This window comes from Microbacterium sp. NPDC058342, assembly GCF_042723935.1.
Lineage (GTDB): Bacteria > Actinomycetota > Actinomycetes > Actinomycetales > Microbacteriaceae > Microbacterium.
In genome coordinates this window covers 74,506-99,069 of sequence record NZ_JBHXID010000001.1, presented here as the reverse complement: position 1 = coordinate 99,069, position 24,564 = coordinate 74,506, and the positions used below count along the sequence as shown (strand labels likewise).

26 protein-coding genes and 2 tRNA genes are annotated in these 24,564 nt (G+C 67.2%); 7 read left to right on the top strand and 21 right to left on the bottom strand.

The genetic code is table 11. The features are described 5' to 3' along the window. The first annotated feature begins 6 nt into the window (after positions 1–6). From ACFWHT_RS00435 to pknB, 3 genes are read left to right on the top strand one after another with little or no spacing between them, the layout of a single operon-like run. Positions 7–1,464, top strand: a complete 1,458-nt coding sequence (locus ACFWHT_RS00435; protein ID WP_378824427.1) for a peptidoglycan D,D-transpeptidase FtsI family protein — start codon at positions 7–9, stop codon at positions 1,462–1,464. Beyond that, positions 1,461–3,218 carry a protein kinase gene (locus tag ACFWHT_RS00430; RefSeq protein WP_378824425.1) on the top strand — a complete coding sequence of 586 codons (1,758 nt, stop codon included), beginning with the start codon at positions 1,461–1,463 and terminating at the stop codon, positions 3,216–3,218. The genes ACFWHT_RS00435 and ACFWHT_RS00430 overlap by 4 nt, the downstream gene beginning before the upstream one ends. Before the next feature lie 59 nt (positions 3,219–3,277). Next, positions 3,278–4,987, top strand: coding sequence for a Stk1 family PASTA domain-containing Ser/Thr kinase (pknB, locus tag ACFWHT_RS00425; RefSeq protein WP_378824424.1), 1,710 nt, complete (start codon positions 3,278–3,280; stop codon positions 4,985–4,987). Here the strand turns inward: pknB and ACFWHT_RS00420 are convergent. From ACFWHT_RS00420 to ACFWHT_RS00410, 3 genes are read right to left on the bottom strand one after another with little or no spacing between them, the layout of a single operon-like run. Then, a complete protein-coding gene (locus ACFWHT_RS00420) occupies positions 4,969–5,577 on the bottom strand; it encodes an anthranilate synthase component II (protein ID WP_378824421.1) in 609 nt (202 codons plus the stop codon). The two genes, pknB and ACFWHT_RS00420, sit on opposite strands and share 19 nt — an antisense overlap. Next, positions 5,574–5,729 (bottom strand): hypothetical protein, encoded by a 156-nt coding sequence (locus tag ACFWHT_RS00415; RefSeq protein ID WP_378824419.1) that lies wholly within the window; start codon positions 5,727–5,729, stop codon positions 5,574–5,576. Before ACFWHT_RS00415 ends, ACFWHT_RS00420 begins: the two co-directional genes overlap by 4 nt. Next, on the bottom strand, positions 5,729–6,523 hold the full coding sequence (locus tag ACFWHT_RS00410; RefSeq protein WP_378824417.1) for a class E sortase: 795 nt from the start codon (positions 6,521–6,523) through the stop codon (positions 5,729–5,731). Before ACFWHT_RS00410 ends, ACFWHT_RS00415 begins: the two co-directional genes overlap by 1 nt. A 37-nt stretch (positions 6,524–6,560) precedes the next feature. Here ACFWHT_RS00410 and ACFWHT_RS00405 point away from each other — a divergent pair, with 37 nt between their 5' ends. Further along, positions 6,561–6,797, top strand: coding sequence for a cell division protein CrgA (locus ACFWHT_RS00405; RefSeq protein ID WP_378824415.1), 237 nt, complete (start codon positions 6,561–6,563; stop codon positions 6,795–6,797). A gap of 139 nt (positions 6,798–6,936) precedes the next feature. Here the strand turns inward: ACFWHT_RS00405 and ACFWHT_RS00400 are convergent, their stop codons facing one another. Then, positions 6,937–7,821, bottom strand: a complete 885-nt coding sequence (locus ACFWHT_RS00400) for a rhomboid family intramembrane serine protease (protein WP_378824412.1) — start codon at positions 7,819–7,821, stop codon at positions 6,937–6,939. Between the two features lie 18 nt (positions 7,822–7,839). After that, the gene (locus tag ACFWHT_RS00395; protein ID WP_378824411.1) at positions 7,840–8,397 is read right to left on the bottom strand and encodes a peptidylprolyl isomerase; all 558 of its coding nucleotides are present in this window, start codon (positions 8,395–8,397) and stop codon (positions 7,840–7,842) included. A 136-nt stretch (positions 8,398–8,533) separates the two neighbouring features. On the opposite strand from ACFWHT_RS00395, the gene ACFWHT_RS00390 reads away from it, so the two are divergent. Both ACFWHT_RS00390 and ACFWHT_RS00385 read left to right on the top strand, forming a co-directional pair. After that, on the top strand, positions 8,534–9,022 hold the full coding sequence (locus ACFWHT_RS00390; protein WP_378827844.1) for a DNA helicase: 489 nt from the start codon (positions 8,534–8,536) through the stop codon (positions 9,020–9,022). Beyond that, positions 9,022–9,516 carry an aminoacyl-tRNA deacylase gene (locus ACFWHT_RS00385; protein WP_378824409.1) on the top strand — a complete coding sequence of 165 codons (495 nt, stop codon included), beginning with the start codon at positions 9,022–9,024 and terminating at the stop codon, positions 9,514–9,516. The genes ACFWHT_RS00390 and ACFWHT_RS00385 overlap by 1 nt, the downstream gene beginning before the upstream one ends. 22 nt (positions 9,517–9,538) lie before the next feature. Here ACFWHT_RS00385 and ACFWHT_RS00380 read toward each other — a convergent pair whose 3' ends face one another. After that, a complete protein-coding gene (locus ACFWHT_RS00380; RefSeq protein WP_378824407.1) occupies positions 9,539–9,961 on the bottom strand; it encodes an NUDIX hydrolase in 423 nt (140 codons plus the stop codon). Between the two features lie 104 nt (positions 9,962–10,065). On the opposite strand from ACFWHT_RS00380, the gene ACFWHT_RS00375 reads away from it, so the two are divergent. Next, complete coding sequence (locus tag ACFWHT_RS00375) at positions 10,066–10,521, top strand: hypothetical protein (RefSeq protein ID WP_378824406.1); 456 nt, start codon at positions 10,066–10,068, stop codon at positions 10,519–10,521. Between the two features lie 24 nt (positions 10,522–10,545). Here the strand turns inward: ACFWHT_RS00375 and ACFWHT_RS00370 are convergent, their stop codons facing one another. The 15 genes from ACFWHT_RS00370 to gyrA all read right to left on the bottom strand — a co-directional run bounded on the left by ACFWHT_RS00370 (position 10,546) and on the right by gyrA (position 24,520). After that, positions 10,546–10,899, bottom strand: a complete 354-nt coding sequence (locus ACFWHT_RS00370; RefSeq protein ID WP_378824404.1) for a hypothetical protein — start codon at positions 10,897–10,899, stop codon at positions 10,546–10,548. A 97-nt stretch (positions 10,900–10,996) separates the two neighbouring features. Next, positions 10,997–11,926: a helix-turn-helix transcriptional regulator gene (locus ACFWHT_RS00365; RefSeq protein WP_378824403.1), complete on the bottom strand. Its 930-nt coding sequence runs from the start codon at positions 11,924–11,926 to the stop codon at positions 10,997–10,999. Positions 11,927–12,000: 74 nt separating this feature from the next. Next, positions 12,001–12,573, bottom strand: coding sequence for a hypothetical protein (locus tag ACFWHT_RS00360; protein WP_378824401.1), 573 nt, complete (start codon positions 12,571–12,573; stop codon positions 12,001–12,003). Between the two features lie 70 nt (positions 12,574–12,643). Then, positions 12,644–12,716: transfer RNA gene (locus ACFWHT_RS00355), tRNA-Ala, on the bottom strand. A gap of 103 nt (positions 12,717–12,819) precedes the next feature. Next, the gene (locus ACFWHT_RS00350; RefSeq protein WP_378827842.1) at positions 12,820–13,668 is read right to left on the bottom strand and encodes an ATP-binding cassette domain-containing protein; all 849 of its coding nucleotides are present in this window, start codon (positions 13,666–13,668) and stop codon (positions 12,820–12,822) included. Between the two features lie 2 nt (positions 13,669–13,670). Further along, a complete protein-coding gene (locus ACFWHT_RS00345; protein ID WP_378824399.1) occupies positions 13,671–14,480 on the bottom strand; it encodes an ABC transporter ATP-binding protein in 810 nt (269 codons plus the stop codon). Then, complete coding sequence (locus tag ACFWHT_RS00340) at positions 14,477–15,469, bottom strand: ABC transporter permease (protein ID WP_378824398.1); 993 nt, start codon at positions 15,467–15,469, stop codon at positions 14,477–14,479. The genes ACFWHT_RS00345 and ACFWHT_RS00340 overlap by 4 nt, the downstream gene beginning before the upstream one ends. After that, the gene (locus tag ACFWHT_RS00335) at positions 15,466–16,428 is read right to left on the bottom strand and encodes an ABC transporter permease (RefSeq protein ID WP_378824396.1); all 963 of its coding nucleotides are present in this window, start codon (positions 16,426–16,428) and stop codon (positions 15,466–15,468) included. Before ACFWHT_RS00335 ends, ACFWHT_RS00340 begins: the two co-directional genes overlap by 4 nt. Positions 16,429–16,434: 6 nt before the next feature. Further along, positions 16,435–18,474, bottom strand: a complete 2,040-nt coding sequence (locus ACFWHT_RS00330) for an ABC transporter substrate-binding protein (RefSeq protein ID WP_378824395.1) — start codon at positions 18,472–18,474, stop codon at positions 16,435–16,437. Beyond that, positions 18,439–18,512: transfer RNA gene (locus tag ACFWHT_RS00325), tRNA-Ile, on the bottom strand. The genes ACFWHT_RS00330 and ACFWHT_RS00325 overlap by 36 nt, the downstream gene beginning before the upstream one ends. A gap of 87 nt (positions 18,513–18,599) precedes the next feature. Further along, positions 18,600–19,400: a hypothetical protein gene (locus tag ACFWHT_RS00320; protein WP_378824393.1), complete on the bottom strand. Its 801-nt coding sequence runs from the start codon at positions 19,398–19,400 to the stop codon at positions 18,600–18,602. Further along, positions 19,397–20,089, bottom strand: coding sequence for a LuxR C-terminal-related transcriptional regulator (locus ACFWHT_RS00315; protein ID WP_378824391.1), 693 nt, complete (start codon positions 20,087–20,089; stop codon positions 19,397–19,399). The genes ACFWHT_RS00320 and ACFWHT_RS00315 overlap by 4 nt, the downstream gene beginning before the upstream one ends. After that, complete coding sequence (locus ACFWHT_RS00310) at positions 20,077–21,414, bottom strand: sensor histidine kinase (RefSeq protein ID WP_378824390.1); 1,338 nt, start codon at positions 21,412–21,414, stop codon at positions 20,077–20,079. The genes ACFWHT_RS00315 and ACFWHT_RS00310 overlap by 13 nt, the downstream gene beginning before the upstream one ends. A gap of 151 nt (positions 21,415–21,565) precedes the next feature. Continuing rightward, on the bottom strand, positions 21,566–21,970 hold the full coding sequence (locus ACFWHT_RS00305) for a DUF3566 domain-containing protein (RefSeq protein ID WP_378824388.1): 405 nt from the start codon (positions 21,968–21,970) through the stop codon (positions 21,566–21,568). A gap of 3 nt (positions 21,971–21,973) precedes the next feature. Then, entirely contained in the window at positions 21,974–24,520 is a 2,547-nt protein-coding gene (gene gyrA / locus ACFWHT_RS00300) for a DNA gyrase subunit A (protein WP_378824386.1), read from the bottom strand. Positions 24,521–24,564 lie beyond the last annotated feature (44 nt).

Genomic DNA, 24,564 nt, shown 5'->3' with positions numbered 1-24,564 from the left:
GCTGACATGACGAAAGAACTGCGCCGCCTGAGCTTCGTGATCCTCGCGATGTTCCTGTCGTTGTTCCTGGCATCCAGCTGGATCCAGGTGATCGACGCCGACAACCTCGCCCAGAACGCGGCCAACACCCGCACGCGCGAGGACAGCTATCAGATCCAGCGCGGCTCGATCCTCGTCGAGAACTCCGCGATCGTCACCTCGGTGCCCGCCGACGACCGCTACCAGTACCAGCGCGTGTACACGGATGCCGCGATGTGGGCACCCGTGACCGGATACTTCAACCCCGTGCTGCAGTCCGCGACCGGCATCGAGAGCGCCCTCAACGCCGATCTCTCCGGCACCGGCTCCAACGCGTTCTTCGCCGAGATCGAGCGCATCCTCTCCGGTCAGCCGCAGCAGGGCCTCAGCGTGCGCCTGACCATGAACGCCAAGGCGCAGCGCGCCGCGTGGGACGCCCTGCAGGAGAAGGGCTACCAGGGCGCCGTCGTCGCGATCGAGCCGTCCACCGGCCGCATCCTGGCCATGGTCTCGACCCCCGGGTTCGACACCAACAAGCTCGCCGCGCACGACAGCACGGCCGTGAACGCCGAGCACGACCGCCTCGCCGCCGAGCCGGACAAGCCGCTGTACAACCGCGCGATCGCCGGCAACCTGAACCCGCCGGGGTCCACGTTCAAGGTCGTGGTGGCGGCCGCCGCCCTTGCATCCGGCGACTGGACCCTCGAGTCCACGCTGCCCAACCCCGCGCGCTACACGGCGCCGAGTGGTGAGCCCATCTCCAACGCCTGGGGCGGCACCTGCGGCGACGGCAAGACCACCACGATCGCCGAGGCCCTGCGACGCAGCTGCAACATCCCGATGGCCGAGCTCGCCGTCGAACTCGGCGACAAGGCCGTCCGGGTGATGGCCGAGAAGTTCGGCTTCAACGCCGACTTCGAGATCCCCCTGACGGTCACCCCCTCGAGCTACCCCTCCGGCCTCGACGACCCGCAGACCGCGCTGACCGGGTTCGGCCAGGGCAAGGTCACGGCGACTCCCCTGCAGATGGCGATGGTGGCCGCGGGAGTGGCCAACGAGGGCGCCGTGATGAAGCCGCGAATGGTGGATGCCGTGATCGGCGACGACTTCGCCGTGCACAGGCAGTTCACCGACGAGGCCTTCGAGCAGGCGCTCAGCGCCGAGCAGGCCGAGGCTTTGACCGCAGTGCTGACCCAGGGAGTCAGTTCCGGGGCGGCGACGGGTGCAAGAATAGACGGCGTAGACGTCGCCGGGAAGACGGGCACGGCGGAGAACGGCGGCAACCCGTATTCGCTGTGGTTCACAGGTTTCGCACCGGCGGAGAATCCGAAGGTTGCGGTGGCGGTCGTCGTCGAAGACGGCGGTGGAAGAGGACAGTCGGGTTCCGGCAATGGAATTGCCGCTCCGATTGCGAAGAAGGTCATAGAGGCGGTGCTGGGCAGATGAGGCCGACGCAGGGTGTGTCGTTCGGTGGTCGCTACGAGCTGCAGTCGCGGATCGCGATCGGCGGCATGGGCGAGGTGTGGGAGGCGACGGATCACGTCATCGGGCGCACCGTCGCGATCAAGATCCTCAAGGACGAGTACATGGGCGATCCGGGCTTCCTGGAGCGCTTCCGCGCCGAGGCCCGCCACGCCGCGCTCGTCAACCATGAGGGCATCGCCAGCGTGTTCGACTACGGCGAGGAGAACGGCTCCGCGTACCTCGTGATGGAGCTCGTGCCCGGAGAGGCGCTCTCCACCATCCTCGAGCGCGACGGAGCACTGAGCGCCGACAAGACGCTCGACATCGTCGCCCAGACGGCATCCGCACTGCAGGCCGCCCACGCGGCCGGGCTGGTGCACCGCGACATCAAGCCGGGCAACCTGCTGATCACGCCCGACGGGCGCGTGAAGATCACCGACTTCGGCATCGCGCGCATCGCCGACCAGGTGCCGCTGACCGCCACCGGCCAGGTGATGGGCACCGTGCAGTACCTGTCGCCCGAGCAGGCGTCCGGCCACGCGGCGTCTCCGGCCACCGACGTGTACTCGCTGGGGATCGTCGCGTACGAGTGCCTGGCGGGCAAGCGTCCCTTCACCGGCGAGTCGCAGGTGGCCATCGCCATGGCGCAGATCAACGAGCAGCCGCCGCCGCTCGCGGCGACCGTTCCGATTCCGGTGCAGAACCTCGTGATGGCGATGATCGCCAAGAAGCCGGCCGACCGTCCGTCGTCGGCCGCCACGGTCTCGCGCGCCGCACAGGCGTTGCGCCGCGGTGATCTGAACTCCGCCGCGATCGCCGTGCCGGCCATCGCCGGTGCCGGGGTGGCGGATGCCGACGACGCGACCCGCATCCTGACGGGGATGGGCGACGACCAGTCCACCCGTATCCTGCCCACGACCGCGCAACTGCCCACCGAGCAGGCCGTCGCCGAGGAGGAGCCCCAGGAGAAGAAGAAGCGCAGTCCCTGGACGTGGCCGCTGGTCGCGCTCATCGCCCTGCTCGTTCTGGCCCTCGGCGGCACGCTGCTGAGCCTGTTCCTCAACCCGGGCGGGAACGATCCGGACAAGACGCCGACCTCGCAGAGCCAGACGCCCACCCCCGACAACAGTCCCACGCAGGCCGAGCCCGAGCCGGTGGACGTCGCAGCACTGGGGCTGGAGGGCATGACCTGCGAGGCGGCGAGCGCCGCCCTGGAGGCCGTGGACCTCGTTCCGCAGTGCACCGAGCGCGATCCCGCGCCCGCCGAGGACCAGCAGGGCCTCGTGTACGAGGTCGTCGACACCGGCAACCAGCTGCCGGGCGCGACGATCGAGATGCTCGTGTACGCCGGTCAGGTGCAGATCGATCCGCCCGCATCAGCTCCGAGCATCCCCGGAACCGTGACCGAGGGCCAGGAGGCCACGGTCAGCTGGAACAACTACGTCTGCCCGTCCGGTACGGACGCCCTCAGCTCGTACGAGGTCACGCTGACGAACGCGACCTTCACCAAGCCCGACGGCTCCACGGCGAACGTGCTCAGCTTCCCCGCAGGGACCAACTCGCAGGTGATCACCGTCGCCGAGGGAACGGCGGGCCAGACCGTGACGGCCAAGTACCGGGCCTTCTGCGGCGAGCGCCCGTCGGCGATGTCCGGCTCGGGAACATCCACCTCGATTCAGCCCGCCGCGGTCGATCCGGGCGACGGCGTCACGCCTCCGCCGGCCGACGGCGAGTGATCAGGTAGCGCCGGGTACTCTGGCGGAAGGGTTCGGAAGCTTCTAGGGGGAGACGGGACGTGTCGACAGAGCCGCGCATTCTGGGCGACCGCTATCGGGTCGACGAGGCGATCGGCCAGGGCGGGATGGCGCAGGTGCACCGTGGCCGCGACCTGACGCTGGGGCGCGAGGTCGCGATCAAGATCCTCGACCCTGAGCTGGCCCGCGACACGGCGTTCCGCACCCGGTTCCGCCTGGAGGCGCAGGCCGCGTCGCGCATGTCGCACCCGTCGATCGTGCGCGTCTTCGACGCCGGCGACCCCGCGACGGGGCAGTCGGCGGAGGGCTCCGCGAAGGCGGGAGCCGAGCCCTACATCGTGATGGAGCTCGTGCACGGCACGCTGCTGAAGGACCTGATCGCCGAGGGGCCGCTGTCTGTCGAGGACGCCATCCGTTACACCGACGGCATCCTCGAGGCGCTCGAGTACTCGCACCGCGCCGGTGTCGTGCATCGTGACATCAAGCCGGGCAACGTCATGATCACCGACAAGGGCACCGTCAAGGTGATGGACTTCGGCATCGCGCGCGCCGTCTCCGACTCGTCGTCGACCGTGGCAGAGACCACGCAGATCCTCGGCACCGCCGCCTACTTCTCGCCCGAGCAGGCCAAGGGCGAGCCGGTCGACGCGCGCACCGACCTGTACTCCACCGGCGTCGTGCTGTACGAGATGCTCACGGGACGCCAGCCGTTCCGCGGCGATTCGCCGGTGGCCGTCGCATACCAGCACGTGAGCGAGACGCCCGTGCCTCCGTCGGAGCTGAACGAGGATCTGCCGCGTTCGCTGGACGCCATCGTGCTGCGGGCGCTCGCCAAGGATCCGTACCAGCGCTTCCCGGACGCCGTCTCGTTCCGCGCCGCACTGAACGGCGTCTCCTCGGGCGAGGCGCCGACGAAGAAGCAGATCGGTGCGCTGACGAGCGAGCTGTACGGGCCGAATCCTCGCCATGCGCAGGAGACCGCACGCTCGCTGCGCCAGCTGAGCACCGACACGACCATGACCCGCACCCAGTCCGGCCCGCCGGTCGCCTGGATCTGGGCGGGCGTCGCGCTGCTGGCCGTGCTGCTCGTCTCGGTGCTGTTCTGGGTGGTCAGCCTCGCCGTGCGCCCGCCGGATGTGCCCGCGAGCTCGGTGACCGTGCCCAACCTGGTCGATCTGACACTCGCCCAGGCGCGCGCCGAGCTCGAGGAGGAGGACCTCCTGGCCGACGTGCGCGAAGAGGCCAGTGCCGACTTCGCCGAGGATCACGTCATCCGCTCCCAGCCCGGCACCGGCGCGAAGGTGTCGAAGGGCGAGTCGATCATCGTGTACGTCTCGACCGGGGCCGACACGGTGGAGATGCCCGTACTGGAAGGTCTCTCGCAGGACGCCGCGAAGGAGGCGCTCAAGGCCGAGGGGCTGAAGCTGGGCACAGTGCAGCAGCAGAACGATCCGCGCGCCGCGGCGGGCACGGTGCTCAGTGCCAGCCAGGAGGCCGGCAGCCAGATCGCGCCCGGCACGGTCGTGAACCTCGTCGTGGCGAACGGCAAGGTGACCGTGCAGGACATGACCGGGTGGACCGTGGATGCCGCGACGAAGCAGCTCGAGGATCTGGCCCTCGTCGTCGACCCTCAGGAGCAGGGCGCCTGCGGTGAGGGTCAGTCGCCGAACACCGTGATCTCGATGTCGGTTCCTCCGGGCGAGGTGAAGATCCTCTCGACCGTGGCGTTGCGCTACTGCGTGGCGGGCTGACCGGCGGCGACGCCCGCCAGCCAGTTGGCGAGCAGGCGATGCCCGTTCTCGGTGAGCACGCTCTCGGGATGGAACTGCACCCCGAGGATCGGCAGACTCTCGTGCTCGACCGCCATGATGGTGCCGTGCTCGGCACGGGCGGTCACGCGCAGCGACGCGGGGAGGGACCGCTCGGCGAGGGCGAGGGAGTGGTAGCGTCCGGCGGCGAAGGGCGAGCGGATGCCCTGGAACAGCCGCGACCCGTCGTGCGTCACCTGGGAGACCATGCCGTGCATGAGCTCGGGCGCCCGGGACACCACGCCGCCGAACGCCTCGCCGATCGCCTGGTGCCCCAGGCACACGCCCAGCAGCGGCATCCGCCGCCGCGCGGCCTCACGCACGACCGCCAGGGATGCACCGGCGTCGGCCGGGGTCCCCGGTCCGGGGGAGACCATGACGGCGTCGTGCGCGTCGAACCACCGATTCAGCCGGTCGGCGACGAGGGCGTCGGCCTCGACCATCGTCACGTCGGCGCCGAGCTCCTGCAGATAGCCGATGAGGGTGTGGACGAAGCTGTCGTGATTGTCCACGACCAGCACGCGCGGGGTCATTCCAGGTCGATCTCTCCCGGGGTGACGTACGGGCTCACCCAGGGGAACACGTAGAAGAACAGCCCGTAGAGCGCGCCGGCCAGCAGCACGAGCAAGATGATCAGGCGCACCCACCAGGGACCGGGCAGCAGGCGCCAGAGAGCGGCGTACATCAGGGGGCTCCTTCCGCTGACGGGGAGGCGACGTCGACGGACGCGAGCGAGGCGGGCGGGCCCTCTGCGCGCGGCTGGAAGCCGTCGAACACCCCGTAGGCCACGATGCGCTCGGCGAGCGAGTACAGCGGCGAACAGGCGGTGAGGGTGATGAATCGCTCGCCGGTCTGCTGTGCCGGCATCTGCGGTACGTCGGAGAGCACGTCGACCTGTGTCGGTTTGACGTACTCCAGCGTCCGGAATCGGTAGGTGTACCAGCCCTCGGGGGTCTCGATGACGATCGCGTCACCCAGGCGCAGCTTGTCGATCCGGTTGAACGGCTTGCCCCAGGTGGTGCGATGTCCGGCGAGCGAGAAGTTGCCCACCTCGCCGGGCATCTTCGACTGCGTGTACAGGCCGATGCCGATCTTGTCGAGCGTGCGGGCGCGTGAGGTGCCTCCGGCGATGTTCACGCTGTAGTCGTCGCCGAAGCGGGGGATGAGCATGTTGGCGAAGATCTCGGCGTCGTCCGGATGCGGGAGCACCGGTGGCTCGTAGACCGCCTCTCCGTCGTCGGTGGTGTCGATGACGGGCGGGGGCTCGGGGACCGGCTCGGCAGCCCACTGCTGTGACAGCTCCGCCCCCTTCTCGTTGTTCTGCGCGCCGATGATGATGTCGCCGATCCACATCTGCCACGACACGAACAGCAGCACGAGCACTCCTGCGGTCAGCAGGAGTTCACCGAGGACGCCGGTGACCGTCGCTCGCCCGCGTCGCGGGGCCGGACGGCGGCGGGCGGACGCGGCAGCATGCATGAGGGGAAGTCTATTCGTCATGGCTAGACTGATCCTCATGGCACGATCTCGCGTACCCGAAGAGCCCGTTGACCGCCCGGAGGGCGAGCAGGCTCCCAACGCCGTCTGGTTCAAGCCCGTGATGGTGGGATTCATGCTGCTCGGGCTGGTCTGGATCCTCGTGTACTACATCTCCGGATCGCAGTACCCGATCCCCGGGCTCGAGGGCTGGAATCTCGGCATCGGGCTGGGCATCGCCCTGATCGGCTTCCTCATGACGACGCGCTGGCGCTGACCGGCGACGTGAAAGGCCCCTCGCGCTGCGAGGGGCCTTTCTTCGTCTCGGGGCAGGTTGTCCCCAGACTTATCCACAGGCTGGGGAGAATTACACCGCTGTTATTCACACCTCGGGACAACCTGTTAACAACCTCTGATCAGCCGAGAATCAGCAACGGCGGGACGACCGCCGTCGTCACGACGAGCAGGGCTGTGAGAACGATCAGCAGAGCGATCTGCCAGAAACGCTGCTCGCGCCGTCGCGTGCGCGTGAAGACGAGTGCCACGAGCGCCCCCACCACTGCGCCGCCGAGGTGCGCCTGCCAGGCGATGCCGCCGACGAAGAACCCGAAGGCGAAGTTGATGGCCAGGATCACGAGGATGCCCGTGACGTTGGCGCCGACGTGCCGGCCGATGATGAGCAGGGCGGCCATCAGGCCGAAGATCGCACCGGAAGCGCCCACGGTGGCCGTGGTCGGATCGATCACCGCCACGGCGACCGATCCGCCGAAGCCGGCGATGAGGTAGAGCGCCAGGTATCGGATGCGGCCGAGCATCGGTTCGAGGATCTGACCCAGCATCCACAGCGCGAGCATGTTCAGCGCGAGGTGGATGAATCCACCGTGCGCGAAGACCGAGGTCAGCATCCGCCACGGTTCGAACGGATACCCCGACAGATCCGGGTAGAGGTACACGGCGGCGAAGAGCAGCCGGCCGGTGATCGCGTCGCCGATGCCGGGAAGCAGCTGCAGCAGGCCGATCGCCGAGGTCACGGCCAGCAGCACGTAGGTGACGACCGGCTTGCCGCCACGGCCGAGGGCCATCGCGCCGCCACCCCACTGCCGGCGGGCCCGGCGCTGCGCGGGCGACTCGGCCTTGCGCTGCGCTTTCATGCACTCGGGGCAGATCACCCCGACGGGTCCCTGCGTCTGGCATTCCGGGCAGATCGTGCGCATGCAGCGCTGGCAGAGCACGAAGCTCTGCCGATCCGGATGCCGGTAGCAGAAGTTGTCGCGATTGCTCGTGAACTCTGGGGTCGTCATCCGGATCGGCTCGTGCTCTCAGGCCGCGACGATGTCGATCGACTGCAGGACGACCGGCTCGATCGGGCGGTCGCCGGCGGCGGTGGGGACTGCCGAGATGGCGTCGACGACGGCCTTGGAGGCGTCATCGGCGACCGCGCCGAAGATGGTGTGCTTGCCCTGCAGCCAGGGGGTCGGGTCGGTGGTGATGAAGAACTGCGAGCCGTTGGTGCCCTCGGCCTGACCGGTGATGGCGTTGCGGCGCAGGCCCGCGTTCGCCATGGCGAGGATGTAGGGCTCGTTGAAGTTCAGCTCCATGTTGATCTCGTCGTCGAAGTTGTAGCCGGGGCCGCCGACGCCCTGTCCGAGCGGGTCGCCGCCCTGGATCATGAAGTTGGGGATGATGCGGTGGAAGATGACGTCTTTGTACAGCGCGCCCTCACCGGGCTTGCCGGTGGCGGGGTCGGTCCAGTCCTTGGTGCCGTCGGCCAGGCCGACGAAGTTCGCGACGGTGTTCGGAGCGTGGTCGCCGAACAGATCGATGACGATGTCACCGTGGTTGGTGTGCAGGGTTGCGACGTGAGAAGCGTGAGGCATGCTCCATATTCTCGCAGAGGCGGCGGACACGGAGCCGAATGGTCGCACATCTTGTGGGAGTGCGCCAGGTCTCTGCTGCCATTCAGTGTCGTCTGGCAAGATGAACACCTACGACTCCGATCGACGGGAGAGCAACGTGAACCTCAGCCGCAAGCGCAAGAAGGAACTGCGCAAGCTTCAGAACGACGCAGGACAGCTCTGGGAGGCGCAGCAGGTGCTCGTCGGCCACGCCACCGACATCGCACGCGAGGCGGGGCGTCAGCTCGGCCACTTCAACCGCGAGCAGGTCGTGCCGGTGGTGCAGGACACCTACAACCGACGCGTCGCGCCGACGGTCGACCGCGGCCTGAAGATCGGCAAGCACGTCGTCGACGACAAGGTCGTCCCGATCGTGGGTGGCGTCGTCGGCACAGCGCTTTCGGCCTGGGATGTCGCGAACGCCAAGCGTCACGGCCTGGTGCACCGTCCCGCACCGAAGAAGAAGGGACTCGGCGTCGGCTCGGTCATCGCCATCGTCCTCGGCGCCGCCGCCGCGATCGGCGTGGTCGCCGCCGCCTGGCAGGCGCTGCGCGCCGACGACGAGCTCTGGGTCGCCGACGACCCGCTGTCCACCCCCGACGCGTGATGGCGGACCCGCACGAGCGGGTCCGGGCGGCGGCATCCGCTCGCGGTCTCGACATCGAGATCCGCGAGCGCCCCGCTGCGCGCAGCCTCCACGGGGCCGCCGAACTGCTGGGCCTGCAGCCGTCTGACATCGTCAAGACGCTGGTCGTGAAGCGATCCGACGATTCGTACCTGTTCGCCCTCGTGCCCGGCGGGCGCTCGATCTCGTGGCCCAAACTGCGCGGGATCGTCGGGGTCAACCGGCTGCGCCTCCCGGAGCCAGAGCTCGCCCTCGCGGCGACGGGCTATGAGCGCGGCACCATCGTGCCGATCGGCAGCACGACCGACTGGCCCGTGTACGCCGACGAGACGATCGTCGGCCGTCGCATCGCGATGGGCGCCGGCTCGCACGGCTACAGCCTGTTCGTGCATGCCGACGACCTCATCCGCGCCTACGGGGCCACCGTCGCCGACATCTCCGAGCCGGAGCATCCGCGCGACGGATCCGCAAGGTGATCCTCCGGCGCCGGCGGTCGCGTCAGAGCACGCCCGCCATGCGCAGGGCGATGTCGACGAGCTTGACGCGCTGCAGCTGGGCGACCTCGGCGACCGTGAACCATGCGGCCATGTCCGTGGATCCGTTCGTCTCGAAGCGCAGCGCCCCGCCGGTGATCCGCGCGCGGTAGACGATGCGCAGAGTGTGCAGCGGCGTCGGCGCCTTGCGCACGCGCTGCGAGGCGGGGATGACGCGGGAGTGGATGCCGAGCAGCTCGGTGGTCTCGATGCGGAACCCGGTCTCCTCGCGCAGCTCGCGCCGCACGGCCAGCTCCGGGTCTTCGCCCTCCTCCAGTCCGCCGCCCGGCATCGTCCACGCTGTGCGGCGTCCCTCGATCCAGCGGGCCAGCAGGATGCGGTCCTCGTCATCGGTGACGACGGCGTAGGCGGCGACGCGCAGATCCATGTGTTCACAGTAGTGCGTGCGCACCTGGGGCATCCGATCAGGAATCGAGAAGCGGGGCACGCCGAGCCCTCCGTAGTGTGATCTCAGACACGAAGGAGGCCATCATGGCGAAGGCAGGACAGACCGCGAACTTCACGGCCGAGGAGCGCGAGGCGATGAAGGCGGCCGCGAGCGAGAAGCGCACCGCACGCTCCCGGTCGAAGAAGGACCCCGAAGAGGTGCGCCGTGAGGGCGAGGCCGAGGTGCGGGACAAGCTCGCGGCGATGCCCGATGACGACCGTGCGCTCGGCGAGGCCCTGCACGCGATGGTCGCCGAGGCGGCGCCGCATCTGGTGCCCCGCACGTACTACGGCATGCCCGCGTATGCGAACGAGGCCGGCAAGGTGGTGTGCTTCTACAAGCCGCGCTCCAAGTTCAAGGTGCGCTACTCGACGTTCGAGTTCGACCAGGCCGCCAACCTGGACGACGGCGCGGTCTGGCCGACGGCGTACGCGGTCACGTCGTTGGGCGACCAGGAGCGGGCGTTCCTCGCCGAGCGGGTGCGCCGCGCCGCTTCCTGAGCCGGGCGATCGGGATGCCTGAGTTCAGGCGTCCTGAGGGACCTTCGACGGCTCGCCGTCGTCGGCGCTCTCGCCGGCGTCGATGTGCTCCTCGGTGAGCCGGATGCCCCCGCTGCTGTTCGCCGACGTGGCGAGTTCGGTCAGCCAGCGCTGGCTCAGAGCGGGTGTCTCCGGCTCCTCGAACACGAAGCGCAGGGAGATCGAGGGGTGCAGCCACAGCGTCGAGCGGCCCGTGGGCTCACCCTCCGGGTGCTGCCAGGACAGCGTGAAGCTCTCATTGCGTCGGAGCTTGGTCGCGACGACGACCTTGAGGTGCGCGAGTGTGCGATCTTCCATCGTGATCGGTTCAGTCGCGTCGCCGTAGTAGAGATATCCCATCGGAGCCAGATTATGGCGGGGTTCGCAAGCCAACCCTCGTATCGAGCGCTTCCATACAACCGGCGCACTTACTGTTCGCCTGCAGTACGAAACGGGCTCAGTGCTCGAGCGTCTGCTGCGGGGAGCGCCCGTAGGTCTCCCGGTAAGTGGCGCTGAAGCGGGAGGTGTTGCCGAAGCCCCAGCGGCGCGCGATCTCGGTGACCGACCGCCCGGGATGGGCGTTCTGCAGTTCTCGGTGGGCGCCGTCGAGCCGCACCTTGCGAAGATAGGCCGCCGGCGTGATCTCCAGCGCCCGGCGGAACGCGTACTGCAGGCCCCGGGTGGAGATGTGCGTCGCCTCGGCCACGTCATCGATCGTGATCGGCTCGTGCGCGTGGGCGTCCATGTACGCGACGGCGCGACGCACGACCGAGCTGCCCGACAGGCGCGGATCGCGCATCGCCGCGTCGAAGAAGGTCGTGTGAAAGGTGCTGAGCGTGGTCACCAGGGCATGCCTGACCAGCGCGGCTTCGATGAGCGGGTCGTCGCCACCGTCGGCGAGGGCGCTCAGCACGTAGTCGAAGGCGCGGTTCCAGTTGCGTCCCGCGTTGTCGTCGCGCGGCGCCGCATCCGTCAGGCGCACGCGGAGCAGATCGTCGCCGGTGATGCGCCTGGCGAGGTCCTCGGCGATGTCGCGGTCGAAGATGAAGGCGCTCACATCCGCCATGGTCTGCCAGTGAGCCTGAACGTGCACGCTGTCGGTGGCCCACGGCAGTGACGTGCTCAACTCTGTGCGGGCACTGCGCACCCAGCCGGCGCTGGTGGCGACGCGGCACGCCAGGACCTGATCCTCCGGACGCACCTCAGAGGTCACGGTGGCGGTGAGTCCGTAGCGCACGACCGACAGTCCTCCGGTGCGCGCCGAGCGCCAGCGGAACCCGAAGGCCTTCGGATCGACGCGCTGCAGCCGTGCCGAGGGCACGAACCGGGTCCAGAGCTCCTCGACGTCGGATTGATCACCGGAATCCACCCGGACGAACTCTGCCATCGCGCTCCTGACACGCCGAGATGAGGTCGAAGACCGCCCCTCTTCACCATAGGCTGACCCACCGACATTCCGCGTCAGTTGTTGACGACGATGACCTCGTACTGAGCAGGGTCGCGCTGAGAGTTCAGCCAGGGCTGCACCTGCGATACGACAGAGTCGGCCGAACCGCCCATGATTCCCATCGGGAAGCCGCTGGCATAAGAGGCAGCAACCCAGGTAAACACTGCGTTGCCATTCCCATCCCCCGCATGAAGCTTGCGGACCATGATGATGGTCTTACCCGTCGAACTCTCCTGGTTGAGCTTGCTCAGCGCACTGCCCGAGTCATTCCCGGCGCTACCCAGATTCTGTGCGATCTCTTCCTTCACCGCCGGGGGCAGCGGCTGCTCAACATCGATGAGCACGTGCGAACCATCGTTCATCTCATACGGGCGCAGCGTGCCGCGCTGGCCGTTGAGCTGCTTCGCCTCTTCAGCGGACAGCGAGTCACCGGGTGCGCCGGTGATCGGCTCGGGCGAGGCTGTCGCCTGCGGGCTGGGAGCTGAGGATGCCGGCGCAGCTTCGCTCTCGGTTGCCGCGCAGCCTCCCAGCAGGAGGGACGCCGTCAGCACGGCGGTGAGGACCGCGGAGGCGGTGAAAGCACGCATAGCCGGATCATAGCGGGCAAGCGAAAAGGCCCCGCGAAGCGGAGCCTTTTCTCACTGTCTCAACACAGTGTGGAGCCTAGGAGATTCGAACTCCTGACATCTTGCTTGCAAAGCAAGCGCTCTACCAACTGAGCTAAGGCCCCCGAACCAACTCGTCTATCTTACCCGCGACGTTTCGGGCACGCAAAACGACACGAGCTCGATGGACGCCCCACCCCATGTCATCACCGAACGCTGTCAGGCTCGTCACACCTCGAGCCTCATCGCTTGCTTGCGTCGCTCATCCCACACCGGATTTATCCGCGGCACTGAATCGAGCAGCCGCTGCGTGTACGGGTCTTGCGGCATCGTCAGAACGCGGTCTCGCGGACCGTTCTCGACGACTTTGGATCTGCTCATCACCAGAACGTCGTGAGCGATCTCACCGACGACCGCAAGGTCGTGCGTGATGAAGATGTAGCTCATGCCCGTCTCTTCCTGAAGCTCCTGCAACAGGTCGAGGATCTGTGCCTGGACCGAGACGTCCAGGGCGGAAACCGCCTCGTCGCAGATGACGATCTTCGGATCGACTGCGAGGGCACGCGCGATGCTTATGCGCTGCGCCTGCCCGCCGGAGAACTGCCAAGGGTGCCTCGCAGCGTGTTCGGGCTGAAGTCCGACCCGTCGAAGAAGTGAGCGCACGATCTCCGGGTGCTCACGTCGGTCACCCTTCTTCTGATATCGCAATGGCGCGGAGATGATCTGTTCGACCGTGTGACGCGGGTTCAGCGAGGAGAACGGGTCCTGGAACACCATCTGCACCTCGCCGCGGTAGAGCAGTTCCGATCGGGGAGAGCATCTCGTGACATCCTGCCCCTCCAGCACGATGCTTCCCGCAGTCGGCTCGAGCAGTTTCGCCACGATCCGCGCAGTCGTGGACTTTCCGCTGCCCGACTCCCCGACGATGGCCAGTGTCTTCCCCCGGGCCAGTTCGAAGCTCACATCGTCGACCGCACGGAACGCCCTCCCTGGTCTGGTGCGGAAGAGACCCTTTCGGCTCGCGGGATACTCCTTGACGAGGTTCCGTACTCGAAGGAGGGGACCTTCTTGCTTCATCATCACCGAAGGCCGCCTCTCGTCACGGGATCCACGAGTCGTGGCGTCGCGTCCAGGAGTCTTCGTGTGTACTCGTTCTCGGGAGATGAGAACAGACGCTCCACCGGGGCGTACTCGACGAGGTGGCCCGATCTCATGACGGCGACGTGGTCGGCGATCTCGCTGACGACTGCCAGATCGTGCGTGATGAAGAGCATCGACGCATCTGATGACTGCTGAAGCTCGGCGATGAGTGAGAGGATCTCCGCCTGGACGGTCACGTCGAGCGCCGTCGTGGGCTCATCGGCGATGATCAGTTCGGGTTCGCACACCAACGCCATGGCGATCATGATGCGCTGTCGCATCCCGCCTGAGAACTGATGCGGGAAGTCATCGTGTCTCCGAGCCGCGTCCGGAATCCGCACCCGTTCCATCGCCTCGATCGACCCCATCCTGGCGACCCTCCGAGATACGCGTCGATGCGCGAGGTATGCCTCCGCGATCTGGAACCCGACGGTGAGGTACGGATTGAGGCTGGACAGCGGGTCTTGAAAGATCATGGCGACACGGTTTCCCCGCAGCCGTTGCAATGATCGCTCGGACGCCCCGATCAACTCCTGCCCCTGCAATCTGATCGATCCGGTGACGGATGCCTTTGCGGAAAGGAGGCCCATGATCGACAACGCGGTCATCGACTTCCCCGATCCTGATTCGCCGACGACACCCAGCGTGTTTCCTCGCTCGATGGAGAAGGAGACCGCTTCCACGACTCTGGCTGTCGGAAAGTCGATCGTGAGACCCTCGACACTCAGCAGTTCCGCGTTCTCGCTCATGCCGCCCTCCGCACCCTCGGATCCAGGAAGTGATAGACGATGTCGACGACGATGTTCGCGATCACCACGGCGAACCCCGCCAGCAGTGTGATCCCCATGAGGACCGGCTGATCGTTCGTCGCGATCGCGTCATACGCAAGCTTGCCCACGCCGTTGAGCCCGAACACGGTCTCGGTGATGATGGCGCCACCGAGCAGGGTTGCGAAGTCGATCCCGAACAGAGTGACCACGGGGCTCAATGACGGGCGGAGAGCGTGTCGCCCGATGATCACCTTCCTGGAGAGACCCTTCGCCCGTGCGGTGCGGATGAAGTTCTCATCCAACGTCTCGATGATGCTCGATCTCGTGAGTCTCGAATACAGTGCAGCGAACATCAATGCCAGCACGATCCAGGGCATGAGATAGGACTGCAACCAGAGCACGGGCTGTTCGAAGGGACTGACGTTCGACGGGAAGGGAAGCCACCGCAACTTGACCACGAGCACGTACTGCAGCACGAGAGCGACAAGATAGTTGGGGAGCGCGATGCCGATGAGCGCAAAGGTCATCATTCCCTTGTCCCAGACGGTTCCGGCCTTCAGCCCGCTGATGACGCCGCCCGCGATTCCCGCCACCAGCCACAGCACCGCCGCTCCCACAGCGAGCGTCTGCGTCACGGGAAGTCGACTGGCGATCATCCCGAGGACGTCCTGGCGGGTCTGAAAACTGTATCCGAGACACGGTGCCGCGCAGTGGATGGCGCCCGCGCCCTCTCCGATGGTGCGGCCGACGAAGAGCGACGAGATGTAGGTCCAGAACTGCGTGAGGAACGGCTGATCCACACCGAGCATCGAACGTATCGCGTCGATCCGTTCGGGTGAGCAGGTCTGACCGCAGATGCTCGCTGCAGGATCGGGTGTCAGGGTGAAGAAGATCAGCATCGTGAACAGCGTCACGAGAAAGAGCGTCCCGACGCCGCCGATGATCCTCCGAATGATGTAGAGCGTCATCCGAGACGACCTCCCTGAGACCAGCGCGACTGGATATGGTCGCCGACGACCATGCAGCAGAGAACAGTCAGGAACAGGAAGGTTCCCGGGACCGCGAAGTACATCGGGTCACTCTGATACCACGACAGGGCAGAGCTGATCATCTGACCCCAGGAGGGTTCCGGCGGGCGAACGCCCACGCCCAGGAAGGAGAGGCCGGCCTCGGTCGATATGAATGTGGGCAGCTGTATCGTCGCCATCACGATGATCGTCCCGGAGAGATTGGGCAGGAGTTCCCGGAATGCCGTCGCCATGCGTCCGGCTCCCGAAGCTCGGGCCGCATCGATGAACTCCCGCCGTGCGAGCGACATGGCCTGTCCTCGCACGACTCTGGCCATCGCCGGCCAGCTGAAGACACTGAGCACGACGACCAGCATGATCGGCCGATTCTCGCCGGGCAGGGCTGACAGGATCGCGATCATGAAGATCAGTGACGGGAACGCGAGCAGGAAATCCATCAGACGGGAGATCACGGCGTCTGTCCACCCGCCGAAGAAGCCCGCGAGCAGTCCGAGCCCCACGCCGAGGACCGTGGTCAGCGCGGTGGCGCTCACCGCGATGAAGACCGACGTCCGCGCGCCGTAGACGACTCGCGCGAAGAGGTCGCGCCCGTTCAACGGCTCCACGCCGAACCAGTGGTCGGAACTGATTCCGCCCCATGGGCCCACGGGGAGACCACCCATTCGAGGATCCACCGCCGACTTGTCGAACTGGTACGGATCCCATCCGCCCAGGCCCGCGATGAACGGGGCGAAGACGGCCATGATGGCGACGAGCGAGAGGAAGCACAGTGCCAGGGTGACGGGAAGACGCCGACGCTGAGCGGTCCGGCCCTTCCGGCCTGCTCTCCGAGCCGGCGGCGCGACCGCCGGCTCGGGAAGCAGATCCCCGCTTGAGTCGAGAATCTTCGGATACGCCATGGGGGGTTATCGGCCCTCTGGGTCCTTGAGCCCCACGGATGTCAGATCCACGTACCCGGTCATTCCGGCGTGGGCGAACGCGTTCCCCACGTTGGTTCCGACCATCTGCAACGACGTGCCGTGCACCAGAGGAACGAACGGGGCGAGTTCCAGGATGTCGCGATCGAGCTGCCCATACCGGCTCTGCTTCTCCTCGAGGTCGGTGATCAGCGGAATCTCGTCGAAGCTCTTGTTGATCGCGGGGTCGTTCAGCTGGCCGTAGTTGCTGTTGCCCTTCTCCGCAATCCGGTCGCCGTCGAACAGCGGCTCAAGCAGCGTTTCACCGGTCAGCCACCCGTTGCACCATCCAGAGAAGGCGAGGTCTTTCTGTTGTGACGGCGTGCCGATGACCTCGAAGTACGTCGCCTGGTCGACAGGATTGAGCGTGACCTCGATGCCGGCTTTCTTCAGTGACTCCTGGATCGCCTCCGACTGCGGTTGCCACACCGGGGTGCGCACATCCATCACGAGGGATATGCCGTCGGGGTACCCGGCGTCCGCCAGCATCTGCTTCGCCTTTTCGGGATCCCCACCGTTGTCCGGGCTCGGGTACAGATCGAACTCCTGACGCCCCGGCGTCCCCGGAAGCAGCATCTGCGTCGCGATCGATGCGAGCCGCGGGCCGCCGATCGCATCGACGACGCCGTTCTTGTCGACCGCATAGCTGATCGCGCGACGCACCTCCACATCCTGAAGAGGTCCTGCGGTCGTGTTCATGATGAGAAATGAGGTGCAACCGGGCAGGCTCTGCACGGTGCGCGACCGCAGGTTTTCGTCGGCCGATACCTGTGCGAGGTTTGCCGGCTGCAGCCCACCGGTCGAGATCGCGTTCGCGTCCTCACCCTGGCCGGCGATCAGACGCTGATCGATGGTGTTCTGGTCGTATCCGAAGAGGAACTCGAACTCGTCGGGGTAGGCGGGGCGCACCGGATCGGTCTCGGCATCCCACTCCTCGTTCCGCACCAGAGTCAGGTGAGAACCGCGTTCGTACTCCTCCACCCGATAGGGGCCCGACGAGATCGGCTGGTCGTCGATCTGGGTGGTCGACGAGACCTTCCCCGCGGGGAACGGAGTCATCGGCGACATCGCGGTGATCGACGCGAAGTCCGCCTGCGGATGCTCGAGCGTGAACCGGATGGTCTTGTCATCGACGGCCTCGATCGAGTCGAGACCGTCGGGATCCTCGTAGATGCCCTGATAGTCAGCGGCTCCCTTGAGAACGTGATGATAAGCGGAGCCGATGGCCAGAGAAGGATCGAACGACCTCTCGATGCCGTACTTCAGGTCGGCGGCCGTGATCCGACTGCCGTCCTCGAACTTCAGCCCGTCCCTGAGCGTGAACGTCCAGACCGTGCGGTCCTCGTTGGGTTGACCCAGGTCGGTGGCCATGTCCGGCACGACCTCCGTGCCGCCCTCGCCGGGTTCGTTCGCCCACGTCGTCAGGTTGCGATAGATGAGACGGTAGAAATTCGTGACTCCGCCATCGTTGCCCATCGCCGGATCAAGATGGGAGAAGTCGTTGGGACTGAAGACGCGTACGGTACCGCCCGTCTTCGCCTCTCCGGTGTTGAGCGCGAAGCCCGTCTCGGCGATGTCCGCCGTGGAGCCGGGTGATGACGGTGTCGACGTGCATCCCGCAAGTCCGGCGACGGCGATGGTTACCGCGGATACGGTGGCCACCGTTCGGATCCGGGTGCGGCGCCAGCGACCGGTTGATCGCGGCACATCGTTCGGGTGTCTCGTAACCACTTCGTTGGGGTTAACCATAGTTTTTCCTTTATTAAGGGCATGATTCAAAGGACACCCTAAGTATCTGGGTGCCGCGCCGAGGGTGCTACGAGTGCTTTCCTGTGCCACACCATGGTTCTCCTTTTGCATAGGAGGGGTCGCCGAGGCGGAGCCCCGGCATGCGGGCGGGGCGGTGAGACGAAAAAGGCCAAGCGAAATGCCGCTTGGCCTTGTATCTATCGGTGGGGCTACCAGGACTTGAACCTGGGACCTCTTCATTATCAGTGAAGCGCTCTAACCGCCTGAGCTATAGCCCCGTCAACCTCCAAGACTTTACCGGATGACACTGAGCAAAAGCGAATCGAGCCCGGCCTGCGAACAGGCCGGGCGTTTCCGATCCGCGCTCAGCCGTCCGACGCGCGCAGCGTGACCGAACCGGCCGATACGGTGGCTCGGATCTGGCTGCGGCCGGCGTCATTCTGACGCAGGTTGCTGTCGAGCGATCCGGCGCTCACCCGCTGCTGAAGGTCGTAATCCGCATCGGGCAGCGTGAGATCCAGCGCCCCCGCCGACACGCCGATTGCGACGGTCCGCGGCTGAACGGCCAGCGACGAGACGATCCGGCCCGCGTTCACGGTGAACTCGGCCGTCCGGACACCGTCCAGGTCGATGTCGGCGCGGCCGGCGTCCAGGTGCACGTCGAGGTTCTCGGCGTCGCCGTTCAGGCTCAGCGAACCCGCGTCGATGTCGACGTCGAGCTCACCGAAGACGCCGTCGGCGTCGAGCGAGCCGGCCTTCAGGGTGAGGTCGGCGTCGAGTCCGCTCAACTCGTCCGGCAGCACCAGAACGGCGCGCTCCTCACCACGCAGCCAGTCCGGCTGCCACCAGTCGAACCCGCGATCAGGACCGCGCAACTGCAACTCGTCGCCGTCGCGGCGCAGCTTCCAGCCGTCGGCGGACCCGCCCTCGATGCGCAACCGCGCCTCATCGTCGTCGGAGCTGAACTCCACTCGCACTTCCGCCGCGCGCACGTCGACGTCGAGAGCAGTCACGCCCTGCACGTCGGCCTGCACCGTCCCGCCCTGCGATCCGGTCTGCCTCAGTCCCGTCGCTGCGGCCGCGGCGCCCGTGCCCAGCAGCACCACGCCACCGAACACCGCCATCAGGATGGTGATCGCGCCGATGCTCTTCCTCGTGCCGCTCATCGCAGCCCTCCCTGGTTGTCTCGTCCGGCATCCGTGGACGCCGGGTGCGTGTTCTCGATGTGAGCGAGTGCCGCGAGCACCCGCCGGTTCCCGTCCTCGGGATCCAGCCCGAGCTTCTGGAAGATCGCCGTGATGTGCTTCTCGACACTGGCCTCGCTGAGGAACAGCAGGCCGGCGATGGCACTGTTCGACTTGCCCTCCGCGATCAGCGCGAGCACCGTGCGCTCGCGCTCGGTCAGGCGCAGCATCCGCTCGTCGCGGTTGCGTCGTGTCAGCAGCTGGGCGACCACCTCGGGGTCGAGCACCGTACCGCCGCCGGCGATGCGCTGCACCGACTCCAGGAACTCGGCGACGTCGGCGACCCGGTCCTTGAGCAGGTACCCGAGGGCGCCGCCCTGAGCCGCGATCAGATCGCTCGCGTAGCGCTCCTCGACGTATTGCGACAGCACGAGCAGCGCCAGCGCGGGGTGCCCTGAGCGGATGGCGAGCGCGGCCCGGATGCCCTCGTCGGTGAACGTCGGCGGCAGTCGCACGTCGAGGATGCACAGGTCGGGCGACTTCTCGGCGACTGCGCCCAGGAGCCCGTCGGTGTCGGGGAGGGCGGCGATCACGTCGTGGCCGGCGTCTTCGAGCAGGCGCACGAGTCCCTCGCGCAGCAGGACGGAGTCCTCGCAGATCAGGATGCGCATGGCACCGTCACCTCCAGGCTGGTCGGACCGCCCGCGGGACTCTCCAGGCGGAAGGTTCCTCCCGCCGCGAGCACGCGGTTCGCGATGCCGTCGAGTCCGCCACCGGGCTGCACCTGCGCGCCGCCCATGCCGTTGTCCTCGACGCGCGCCCACAGGGCGCCGTCACGACTGCGCACCACCACGCGGCATTCGCTCGCGCGGGAGTGCTTGGCGGCGTTCGTCAGCGACTCGGCGATGGCGAAGTAGACGGCCGCCTCGGCATCGCGGCACCGGGCTCCCGCCCCTGTCATTCCGGCATCGAGGCGCACGTCGAGCTGCACGGGGATGTGCGAGCGTCCGCCGAGTGCCGAGAGGGCGGCATCCAGACCGCGATCGTCCAGGACTGAGGTGTGGATGCCGCGGGCGAGCTGTCGCAGCTCGGTGATCGCCGCCTTCGTCGAGGTGTGCGCCTCGCCGATCAGCTCCTTCGCGGCCGTCGGGTCGGTGTCGATCTTCTGCTGTGCGAGGCCCAGCGTCATACCGACCGACACCAGCCGCGGCTGGACGCCGTCGTGCAGGTCGCGCTCGATGCGGGTGCGCTCCAACTCGGCGGCACGGACAGCGCCCGCGCGCTGCGCGGAGGTGGTGCGCACCTGCGCGCTCAGCTCGGCCTCGCGGCTGGGGACGACGAGGGTGCGGCTCAGCAGGCGGTGCAGCAGGGCGAGCCCGACGATGCCCGCAGCGGCGGCGAGCACCCCGAGGATTCCGACGACCGGTGCCCAGCCGACCGGCATGACGGCCCCGAACGGACCCTCCATCTCGCCCTCCGCGCGCAGCGGAGCGAAGGCGATGACCGCCGACCAGACCACGCCCCACAGCAGACGCAGCACGAGCGTGCCGGCGATGCAGCCGAGCACGAAGTTCAGCATCGCGCGCCACATCCGGCCGTCGATGGACTGGCGCCCGATGCTGCGCACCCAGCCGCCGAAACCGGGGCGGAGGCGCGGGCGCAGCCGCAGGTCGGGAAGATCCTCACCATACAGATCGGCGACGCGGCGCACCTCGAACCAGGCGACGCCGTACAGCGCGTACACGAGCCCCACCAGGACCAACAGGCCGATGCCGAACACGAAGGTGAGGCCCAGGCCCACACCCAACATGGCGGTCAGGGTGGCGAAGACAGCAGTGCCGAGCGCTCCGAGAGCCGCGAGTTCGAGGGCGGTCAGCAGGATGCGGAACGGACGCTTCGCGGCATCGTCGGCCGCCGCAGGTGCCGCCGCGGGCGCGGCGCTCCCGGGCGTCCGGCCCTGCGGCGGGGGCGTGAGCGAAGTCGGATTCGTGGTCATGGCCTCCACGCTACGGGCGCCGCCGAGCCCGGGGAACGAGGACAGCCGGACAGCTGCGTTCGGGTTTTCCCTACCCTGCGGCTGCTGAGAAGACGACGGGCGGGATCCGAATCGGATCCCGCCCGTCTTGCGGCTCGGTCTGCACCCGGGGTCAGTTCGACATGAAGCCGATGAGCAGCCCGCCGGTGACCTTGACGGCCAGGTTGTAGATACCGGCGATCACGGCACCGAGCACCGTGAACACGATGAGGTTCAGGATCGAGACGACCGCGCCGAACGCCATCACCTGCGGCAGGCCGATGAGGCTCTGCAGGTCGATCGCGCCGTCGGTGATCTTGTCGAGGAAGTCACCCGTCTGTGCGAGCACGTTCGTCGCCTGCAGCACCATGAAGATGAGGAAGAACGACACCATCGTGACGATCGCCAGCGCCACTGCACCGAGGAACGACAGCTTCACTGCCGACCAGAAGTCGACGTAGACCAGGCGCAGGCGCACCTGCTTGCCGGTGGTCTTGCGCGTGGACTTCTTCGCCAGCTTGTCTGCCACTGTGCTCATCGGTCAGCTCTCTTCGGGGGTCTCAGCGGGGGTCTGGGGCTCCGAGGTCTCGGCTTCCGTCTCGTCCTCTTCTTCGATGCCGCGCTCGCTGTTGCGGGCGACGGCGAGGATGCGGTCATCGCCCGACATGCGGGCGAACACGACTCCCATGGTGTCGCGGCCCTTGGCGGGCACCTCGGCCACGGCAGAGCGTACCACCTTGCCGCTGGACAGAACCACCAAGACCTCGTCGTCCTCGGAGACGATCAGACCGCCTGCGAGAACGCCTCGCTCGTCGCTCAGCTTGGCCACCTTGATGCCCGTTCCGCCGCGCTTCTGCACCTTGTACTCGCTCACGCTGGTGCGCTTGGCGTAGCCGCCGTCGGTGACCGTGAAGACGTAGGAATCCTCGGCGACGACGGATGCCGAGAGCAGGCAGTCAACGTCGTCCTTGAACTTCATTCCCCGCACGCCCTCGGTCGCGCGGCCCATCGGCCGCAGCGCGTCGTCGGTGGCGTTGAACCGCACCGACATCCCCTTGGCGCTGATGAGCAGGATGTCGTCGTCGGCGTTGACCAGCTTGGCGCTGACCAGCTCGTCCGCTTCGCGCATGCGGATGGCGATCACGCCGCCCTGACGGTTGGTGTCGTAATCGCCCAGTCGGGTCTTCTTCACCAGGCCCCCGCGGGTGGCGAGCACCAGGTAGTCCTTCGCCTGGTAGTCGCTGATCGCGAGCACCTGGGCGATCTTCTCGTCGGGCTGCAGGGCGAGCAGGTTCGCGACGTGCTGACCCTTGGCGTCGCGGCCGGCCTCGGGCACCTCGTACGTCTTGGTGCGGTACACCCGGCCCTTGTCGGTGAAGAACAGCAGCCAGTGGTGGGTGGTGGTGACGAAGAAGTGCTCGACGAGGTCGTCGGCGCGCAGCTGCGCGCCCTTGACTCCCTTGCCGCCCCGGTGCTGCGAGCGGTAGTTGTCGCTGCGGGTGCGCTTGATGTAGCCCTCGCGGGTGACGGTGACGACCATCTCCTCGACGGGGATCAGGTCCTCCATCGACATGTCGCCGTCGAAGCCGTGCAGGATGTGCGTACGGCGCTCGTCGCCGAAGCGGTCGACGATCTCGGTCAGCTCGGTGCGGACGATCTCGCGCTGGCGCGCCTCGGTGGCGATGATCTCCTTGTAGTCGGCGATCTTCGCCTCGAGGTCGGTCGCCTCGTCGACGATCTTCTGACGCTCCAGCGCCGCCAGGCGCCGCAGCTGCATGTCGAGGATCGCCTGGGCCTGATCGTCGTCGATGTCCAGCAGAGACTTCAGTCCCTCGCGCGCCTCGTCGACGGTGGGGGAGCGGCGGATCAACGCGATGACCTCGTCCAGCGCATCCAGTGCCTTCAGGTAGCCCTGCAGGATGTGCATGCGCGCCTGCGCCTTGCGCAACCGGAAACCGGTGCGGCGGACGATGACGTCGAGCTGATGATCCAGCCAGTGCGTGATGAAGCCGTCCAGCGCCAGGGTGCGCGGAACACCGTCGACGATCGCCAGCATGTTCGCGCCGAAGTTGTCCTGCAGCTGCGTGTGCTTGTACAGGTTGTTCAGCACGACCTTCGCGACGGCGTCGCGCTTGAGCACGACCACCAGGCGCTGACCGGTCCGGTCCGAGGATTCGTCGCGGATGTCGGCGATGCCGGTGATCTTGCCGTCCCGGGCGAGCTCCCCGATCTTGACCGCGAGGTTGTCGGGGTTCACCTGGTACGGCAGTTCGGTGATGACCAGGCAGGTGCGGCCCTGGATCTCCTCGACCTCGACCACCGCACGCATGGTGATCGATCCGCGGCCGGTGCGGTAGGCCTCGTGGATGCCCTTGGTGCCGAGGATCTGCGCACCGGTCGGGAAGTCCGGACCGGGGATGCGCTGGATCAGTCCGTCGAGCAGCTCGTCGCGGGGGAGGCCGGGGTTCTCGAGTGCCCAGAGCGCCGCGTTCGACACCTCTCGCAGGTTGTGCGGCGGGATGTTGGTGGCCATACCGACCGCGATGCCGATCGAGCCGTTGACCAGCAGGTTCGGGAACCTCGCCGGAAGGACGTCGGGTTCCTGGGTCTGACCGTCGTAGTTCGGCGAGAAGTCGACGGTCTCCTCTTCGATGTCGCGCACCATCTCGAGGGCGAGCGGAGCCATCTTGGTCTCGGTGTACCGGGGGGCCGCGGCGCCCATGTTGCCCGGGGAGCCGAAGTTGCCCTGACCGAGTGCCAGCGGATAGCGCAGGGACCACGGCTGCACCAGGCGCACGAGGGTGTCGTAGATCGCCGAGTCGCCGTGCGGGTGGTACTGACCCATCACCTCGCCGACCACGCGGGCGCACTTCGAGAACGACTTGTCGGGCCGGAAGCCGCCGTCGTACATGCCGTAGATCACGCGGCGGTGCACGGGCTTGAGTCCGTCGCGCACGTCGGGAAGTGCGCGACCGACGATGACCGCCATGGCGTAGTCGAGGTACGACCGCTGCATCTCGGACTGCAGGTCGACCTGGTTGATGCGGCCGTGCTCGTGCACGGGCTCGGGGCGTTCTTCGTCAGTCATGTTGTTCTTTCAGTACCGGTCGTTGAGCGAGCGAAGCGAGACGA

What these genes read in the sequence shown, in the direction of transcription:
- ACFWHT_RS00310 (WP_378824390.1), bottom strand. Translation starts at nt 21,414, where the DNA reads ATGACCACGAATCCGACTTCGCTCACGCCCCCGCCGCAGGGCCGGACG.
- ACFWHT_RS00400 (WP_378824412.1), bottom strand. Translation starts at nt 7,821, where the DNA reads ATGACGACCCCAGAGTTCACGAGCAATCGCGACAACTTCTGCTACCGG.
- ACFWHT_RS00395 (WP_378824411.1), bottom strand. Translation starts at nt 8,397, where the DNA reads ATGCCTCACGCTTCTCACGTCGCAACCCTGCACACCAACCACGGTGAC.
- ACFWHT_RS00365 (WP_378824403.1), bottom strand. Translation starts at nt 11,926, where the DNA reads ATGGCAGAGTTCGTCCGGGTGGATTCCGGTGATCAATCCGACGTCGAG.
- ACFWHT_RS00305 (WP_378824388.1), bottom strand. Translation starts at nt 21,970, where the DNA reads ATGAGCACAGTGGCAGACAAGCTGGCGAAGAAGTCCACGCGCAAGACC.
- ACFWHT_RS00375 (WP_378824406.1), top strand. Translation starts at nt 10,066, where the DNA reads ATGGCGAAGGCAGGACAGACCGCGAACTTCACGGCCGAGGAGCGCGAG.
- ACFWHT_RS00335 (WP_378824396.1), bottom strand. Translation starts at nt 16,428, where the DNA reads ATGGCGTATCCGAAGATTCTCGACTCAAGCGGGGATCTGCTTCCCGAG.
- ACFWHT_RS00350 (WP_378827842.1), bottom strand. Translation starts at nt 13,668, where the DNA reads ATGAAGCAAGAAGGTCCCCTCCTTCGAGTACGGAACCTCGTCAAGGAG.
- ACFWHT_RS00320 (WP_378824393.1), bottom strand. Translation starts at nt 19,400, where the DNA reads ATGAGCGGCACGAGGAAGAGCATCGGCGCGATCACCATCCTGATGGCG.
- ACFWHT_RS00420 (WP_378824421.1), bottom strand. Translation starts at nt 5,577, where the DNA reads ATGACCCCGCGCGTGCTGGTCGTGGACAATCACGACAGCTTCGTCCAC.
- ACFWHT_RS00410 (WP_378824417.1), bottom strand. Translation starts at nt 6,523, where the DNA reads ATGCATGCTGCCGCGTCCGCCCGCCGCCGTCCGGCCCCGCGACGCGGG.
- ACFWHT_RS00360 (WP_378824401.1), bottom strand. Translation starts at nt 12,573, where the DNA reads ATGCGTGCTTTCACCGCCTCCGCGGTCCTCACCGCCGTGCTGACGGCG.
- ACFWHT_RS00405 (WP_378824415.1), top strand. Translation starts at nt 6,561, where the DNA reads ATGGCACGATCTCGCGTACCCGAAGAGCCCGTTGACCGCCCGGAGGGC.
- ACFWHT_RS00435 (WP_378824427.1), top strand. Translation starts at nt 7, where the DNA reads ATGACGAAAGAACTGCGCCGCCTGAGCTTCGTGATCCTCGCGATGTTC.
- ACFWHT_RS00385 (WP_378824409.1), top strand. Translation starts at nt 9,022, where the DNA reads ATGGCGGACCCGCACGAGCGGGTCCGGGCGGCGGCATCCGCTCGCGGT.
- gyrA (WP_378824386.1), bottom strand. Translation starts at nt 24,520, where the DNA reads ATGACTGACGAAGAACGCCCCGAGCCCGTGCACGAGCACGGCCGCATC.
- ACFWHT_RS00345 (WP_378824399.1), bottom strand. Translation starts at nt 14,480, where the DNA reads ATGAGCGAGAACGCGGAACTGCTGAGTGTCGAGGGTCTCACGATCGAC.
- ACFWHT_RS00370 (WP_378824404.1), bottom strand. Translation starts at nt 10,899, where the DNA reads ATGGGATATCTCTACTACGGCGACGCGACTGAACCGATCACGATGGAA.
- ACFWHT_RS00330 (WP_378824395.1), bottom strand. Translation starts at nt 18,474, where the DNA reads ATGAAGAGGTCCCAGGTTCAAGTCCTGGTAGCCCCACCGATAGATACA.
- ACFWHT_RS00415 (WP_378824419.1), bottom strand. Translation starts at nt 5,729, where the DNA reads ATGTACGCCGCTCTCTGGCGCCTGCTGCCCGGTCCCTGGTGGGTGCGC.
- ACFWHT_RS00380 (WP_378824407.1), bottom strand. Translation starts at nt 9,961, where the DNA reads ATGGATCTGCGCGTCGCCGCCTACGCCGTCGTCACCGATGACGAGGAC.
- ACFWHT_RS00430 (WP_378824425.1), top strand. Translation starts at nt 1,461, where the DNA reads ATGAGGCCGACGCAGGGTGTGTCGTTCGGTGGTCGCTACGAGCTGCAG.
- ACFWHT_RS00340 (WP_378824398.1), bottom strand. Translation starts at nt 15,469, where the DNA reads ATGACGCTCTACATCATTCGGAGGATCATCGGCGGCGTCGGGACGCTC.
- ACFWHT_RS00315 (WP_378824391.1), bottom strand. Translation starts at nt 20,089, where the DNA reads ATGCGCATCCTGATCTGCGAGGACTCCGTCCTGCTGCGCGAGGGACTC.